This window comes from Nonomuraea sp. NPDC003201, assembly GCF_053590415.1.
Genome location: NZ_JBSFTC010000528.1, coordinates 1 through 5,032, shown reverse-complemented (window position 1 = coordinate 5,032; position 5,032 = coordinate 1). Strand labels below are relative to the sequence as shown.

At 70.9% G+C, this 5,032-nt stretch carries 5 protein-coding genes; all 5 read right to left on the bottom strand.

The genetic code is table 11. From position 1 onward, the window contains the following. Positions 1 to 285: hypothetical protein (locus tag ACWDX9_RS59870; protein WP_449972736.1), on the bottom strand; the 285-nt coding region annotated here is incomplete at its 3' end. Further along, entirely contained in the window at positions 282 to 1,127 is an 846-nt protein-coding gene (locus ACWDX9_RS59865; RefSeq protein WP_449972733.1) for a DUF692 domain-containing protein, read from the bottom strand. The genes ACWDX9_RS59870 and ACWDX9_RS59865, both read right to left, overlap by 4 nt. Position 1,128: 1 nt before the next feature. Beyond that, positions 1,129 to 2,028 (bottom strand): TIGR04222 domain-containing membrane protein, encoded by a 900-nt coding sequence (locus tag ACWDX9_RS59860; RefSeq protein WP_449972730.1) that lies wholly within the window; start codon positions 2,026 to 2,028, stop codon positions 1,129 to 1,131. Positions 2,029 to 2,177: 149 nt separating this feature from the next. Then, positions 2,178 to 3,971 carry a phosphoenolpyruvate carboxykinase (GTP) gene (locus ACWDX9_RS59855; protein ID WP_449972727.1) on the bottom strand — a complete coding sequence of 598 codons (1,794 nt, stop codon included), beginning with the start codon at positions 3,969 to 3,971 and terminating at the stop codon, positions 2,178 to 2,180. 249 nt (positions 3,972 to 4,220) lie between these two features. Continuing rightward, positions 4,221 to 4,742 (bottom strand): hypothetical protein, encoded by a 522-nt coding sequence (locus tag ACWDX9_RS59850; RefSeq protein ID WP_449972724.1) that lies wholly within the window; start codon positions 4,740 to 4,742, stop codon positions 4,221 to 4,223. Positions 4,743 to 5,032 lie beyond the last annotated feature (290 nt).

Genomic DNA, 5,032 nt, shown 5'->3' with positions numbered 1-5,032 from the left:
GGCGAACTCCGCGGGCAGGTCGGGGCCGGCCGCGGCGGCGGCGTCGGGCCGGATCCTGGCCACGATGCCGCGCCGCTTGGCGACCAGGCTCGACGCCTGCACCCGCATCCGCTCCGGGTCGAACCCCTGGGGCAGCTCCGCGCCGGCGACGAGCGCCGCCACGACGTGTCCCTGCGCCTCGGCCAGCCGCCGCCGCGCCTCCCCCAGCCCTTCGGCCTCCCCCAGCCCCTCGGCGTCCGCCACCGCCGAGGGGCCGCCGGCCGGGGAGTCGCGCCGGTCCGTCATTCGGACTCCCCTGCCGCGGACATCGCCGCGCGGATCCTGGCCAGCTCGTTCCCCAGGGCGGCGTCGCTCGGGTACTCGTCGTCCCACTCCAGCAGCACCCCCGGCGGGGTGGCGCGGGCGCACAGCTCCGTGAGCAGGTCGAGCACCGGCTCCGGCGCGGAGGTGGTGTGCGTGTCGTGCCAGATGCCGTGGTGCTCGTACCCGCCGGCCACGTGGACGTACGCGAGGTGCTCCAGCGGCAGCGCGTCGAGCGCGTCCGTGGCCGACAGCCCCAGGTTGAACTGGTTGGTGTAGAGGTTGGCCACGTCGATCAGCAGCCCGACCCCGGTGCGCTCGACCAGCTCGGCGAGGAACTGGGCCTCGGTCAGCTCGTCGTCCGGCCAGCCGAAGATGGCGGCGACGTTCTCCAGGGCGAGCGGCACCGGCAGCGCGTCCTGGGCCCTGCGCACGTTCTCGGTGATGACCCGCAGGGACTCGCGGGTGCGCGGCACGGGCAGCAGGTGCCCGGCCTCGATGCCGCCGCCCCGTACGAACGCCAGGTGCTCGCTGACCAGCGGCGCGTCCAGCGCCTCCGCGCAGGCGGCCAGGTGGGCCAGCCGGGCCGGGGAGGGCGGCTCGGCGCCGCCGACGCCGAGCGACACCCCGTGCGGGACCACCGGCAGCCCCCTGGTGCGCAGCACGCGTAACGACTCGGGGAGGTCGGCCGGCTTGACGTTCTCGGCGACGACCTCGAGGAAGTCGACGCCGGGCATCCGCTCGATGGACAGGTCCAGCTCGGCCCGCCAGCCGATCCCCACCCCCAGCTCGACCCCGGTACGCTGCCGTGCTCCCGGCTCGGCCATGTCAGCTCCCTCCTCCCCCGCAACCGCCGCCGCCGCAGCCGCTCCCGCCGCCGCAGCTCGACGAGCTGCCGCAGCCTCCTCCGCCGCTGCTGCATCCACTGGATCCGCTGTAGCCGCCACCGTACGTCGCCCGCCGCCCGGGCCGGCGGGCCGCCCTGGCCGCGCGCAGGTCGGCCTTCACCTGCGCGCCCGGACCGTACAGCGCGGTATGCACCCGCCCGCCGCCCGAGCCCAGCGGGTGCGTCTTCCTGGCGTTGCCGAGCCGCTCCACCCCGTGGGCGGTGAGCTTGTGCCGACGGGACTTCCGGCGGTTGGCGATCGCGGCGGCCCCGCCCGTGCCGGTGATCGCCAGGGCGATCAGCGAGAACGCGAGGAGCGGCTTCGTGCCCTCGGTGAGCACGGTGACCACGGTCGCCACGACCCCCGCGAAGGCCAGCGCCGACACCACCTGAAGGCCGGCGGCCAGCCGGTCGAGCCGCCTGGCGCGGTCGCCGGGCAGGACCAGGCCGGCGTCCGTGAGGTGGCGCTTGAGCTCGTCCATCGCCAGGCTCCTGCGCACCTCGGTCTTGAGCGCGGACGCCGTGAGTCCGGAACGGTCGGCGACGGTGGCCAGCACCGCCTGCTCGACGGGGTCCCGCGACACCGACCGCGCGTGGACGCTGTGCACGTGCCCCCCGCGTGCCACGCGCAGATCTCCCGAGCCGGTCAGGAGAGCGATGGCCGTTCCGGCCACCTGCTGCGGGCCGCCCGCCAGATAGGCGATCTCGTAGTGGCTCAGTTTCCGGCCCATGGCGCGAGTACGGGACGTCGTCGGGACGGCGCGCTCGCGTTTGAATGCGGAGGCGGTGGTTAAGGCAGTCGCGGCCAGAGCCACCGAAAGGATCAGCAGGAACAGGTCCATTTAGGCCTCCCTCCGTACAGCCGAATAAGGCTGGTTATCGGAAGGACGCGTAAGGCAGAGGTAAAGGTTTCGTTCTGCTCATTTAGATTATTCGAATTTCGCCGGCGGCTCCGTCGAGTGGGACGGAGCCGCCGTACCGCACGAGGGGATCAGCCGAGACGGTCCAGCAGGGCGTTGTACTCGTCCCACAGCTCCTTCGGCAGATGCGAGCCGAACTTGTCGAAGTGGGCCGGGATCAGCGACGCCTCCTCGCGCCACACTTCCTTGTCGACCGACAGGAGGGTGCGCAGGTCCTCCTCGGTCAGGTCCAGGCCCTTGGTGTCGAGGTCGGCCGGCAGCAGGCCGATCGCCGTCGGCACGGCCTTGGCCTCGCCGTTGAGCCGGTCGACGATCCACTTGAGCACGCGGCTGTTCTCGCCGAAGCCCGGCCAGATGAACCTGCCCTCGGCGTTCTTGCGGAACCAGTTGACGTAGTAGATCCGCGGCAGCTTGGCGCCCTTGCGGCGGCCGATCTCCAGCCAGTGGTCGAAGTAGTCGCCCATGTTGTAGCCGCAGAACGGCAGCATGGCGAACGGGTCGTGGCGCAGCTCGCCGACCTTGCCCTCGGCCGCGGCGGTCTTCTCGGAGGCGACGTTGGCTCCGAGGAAGACGCCGTGCTCCCAGCTCAGCGACTCTGTGACCAGAGGCACGGCGGTGGCGCGGCGACCGCCGAACAAGATCGCTGAGATGGGCACACCCTTGGGGTCCTGCCATTCGGGTGCGATGGTCGGACACTGGGCGGCGGGAGTCGTGAAGCGGGCGTTCGGATGGGCGGCCGGCTCGTCGCCGCCGGGCGTCCAGGAACGGCCCTTCCAGTCGGTCAGGTGCGCCGGCGGCTCCTCGGTCAGCCCCTCCCACCACACGTCGCCGTCGTCGGTGAGCGCGACGTTGGTGAAGATGCTGTTGCCCCAGAGCGTCTTGATCGCGTTGGCGTTGGTCACCTGGCCGGTGCCGGGCGCGACGCCGAAGAAGCCAGCCTCCGGGTTGATCGCGTAGAGGCGGCCGTCGTCGCCGAAGCGCATCCAGGCGATGTCGTCGCCGATCGTCTCGACCTTCCAGCCCGGGATCGTGGGCTGGAGCATGGCGAGGTTGGTCTTGCCGCAGGCGCTCGGGAAGGCGGCCGCGACGTAACGGGTCTCGCCGGACGGCGGCGTGAGCTTGAGGATCAGCATGTGCTCGGCCATCCAGCCCTCGTCGCGGGCCATGGCGCTGGCGATGCGCAGGGCGTAGCACTTCTTGCCGAGCAGGGCGTTGCCGCCGTAGCCGGAGCCGTACGACCAGATCTCGCGGGTCTCGGGGAAGTGGCTGATGTACTTCGTCGAGCTGCACGGCCAGGGCACGTCCTGCTGACCGTGCTCCAGCGGCGCCCCGACGGAGTGGACCGCCCTGACGAACTCGCCCCTCTGCTCGATCAGGCGGAGCGCCCTGTCCCCCATCCTGGTCATGATCCGCATGGAGACGGCGACGTACGGAGAGTCGGTGATCTCGACGCCGAGCTGCGAGATCTCGCCGCCGAGCGGGCCCATGCAGAACGGCACGACGTACATCGTGCGGCCGCGCATGCAGCCCTTGAAGAGCTGCCGGAACGTCCGGCGCATCTCGTCGGGCGCGATCCAGTTGTTGGTCGGGCCCGCGTCCTCCTCGCGCTCGGAGCAGATGAAGGTACGGTCCTCGACCCTGGCCACGTCGCTGGGGTCGGACTTGGCGTAGAAGCTGTTGGGCCGGGCGGCGAGTCGCGTGAACGTCCCCTGATCAACGAGCAGGTTGGTCAGGCGCGTCCACTCCTCTTCGGACCCGTCGCACCACTCGATCCGGTCTGGCTGGGTCAGGGCGGCGATCTCGTTCACCCACGCGGCCAATTCGCCATTGCTGGTCGGTGCGGGCACTTCCACGGAAACGGACACGACTGCGACTCCTCCACTGTCTCAGGGCCCAGTCATCATTAACGACGAAGCGGCATGAAAGCCAATTGGCATAGACCTGTTGGCTTGAACCGTCGCCGCAGGCAGCGGCCCTGACGATTGGTGGAGCCTACCCAGCCCTCGCAGATTTAAAAGAGAATTAACATGCAGTGGTCCAGTCCAATTCCGATGGTCTAAACCAATTTCCCCAGTGGTTTAGTCCATTTCCGCGCCCGTTTCCGCTGCGTGGTCTCAGGAATTGACGTCGGGCCCCTCGGAGCGAACGCGGTCGACGTGCTGGAGCGCGTCCCGCAGGTCGGCGAGCCAGGTGTCGGTGTGCTTGCCGACCAGACGTACGCACCAGGCGAGCGCGTCGCTGCGGCTCCTGGCCACTCCCGCGGCCACGAGCGTGTCCAGCACCTGCCGCTCCGTCTGGCGCAGCCGGGTCATCACGGGCACGGAGAGTGTGGTGAACATCACAGTCTCGCCGCCGCAGACCACACCCCAGGACACCTTCTGCCGGAACTTGCGCTCGGCCTCCCGGGCGATCTCGATCCGCCGCTCGCGCGTCTCCTCCCTGAACCTCCTTGCCAGCCCTTCGACCAGAGCGGCCCGCTCGGCCTCCGGGACGTCGTCCGGGGGGTCGGGGAGGGCGCCGAGCACCGCGATCTCCTCGCGGTCCCTGACGATCTCGGGCGCACCGGTGAACCAGCCCTCGGGCAGCCGTCCGGTGAACCAGCCGTGAATCTGCGCGGTGTCGTCGTCTGTTGCCATGTAATTACCATTACACAGTTGCACGGGAAATGCACGCCTCCGGGACCGCGTTTACGCACCCCACCGCCCCCTCCCCCCTCATGCCCACCTCCGGCCCCACCGGCCCCGGAATGGCTACGCCGCGAGGGCGCTCCCGGGCCCGATCGCGCGCCCCACCCACCCACGGAACGACGGGCGCGGGCGCAGCGGCACGGCGGCACGGCGCACGCGCGGGGGCACGGCGCACGCGCGGGGGCACGGCGCACGCGCGGGGGCACGGCGCACGCGCGGGGGCACGGCGCACGCGCGGG

Bases quoted from the DNA above. Each gene is read 5' to 3' on its own strand.
- ACWDX9_RS59865 (WP_449972733.1), bottom strand. From the start codon at position 1,127: ATGGCCGAGCCGGGAGCACGGCAGCGTACCGGGGTCGAGCTGGGGGTG.
- ACWDX9_RS59860 (WP_449972730.1), bottom strand. From the start codon at position 2,028: ATGGACCTGTTCCTGCTGATCCTTTCGGTGGCTCTGGCCGCGACTGCC.
- ACWDX9_RS59850 (WP_449972724.1), bottom strand. From the start codon at position 4,742: ATGGCAACAGACGACGACACCGCGCAGATTCACGGCTGGTTCACCGGA.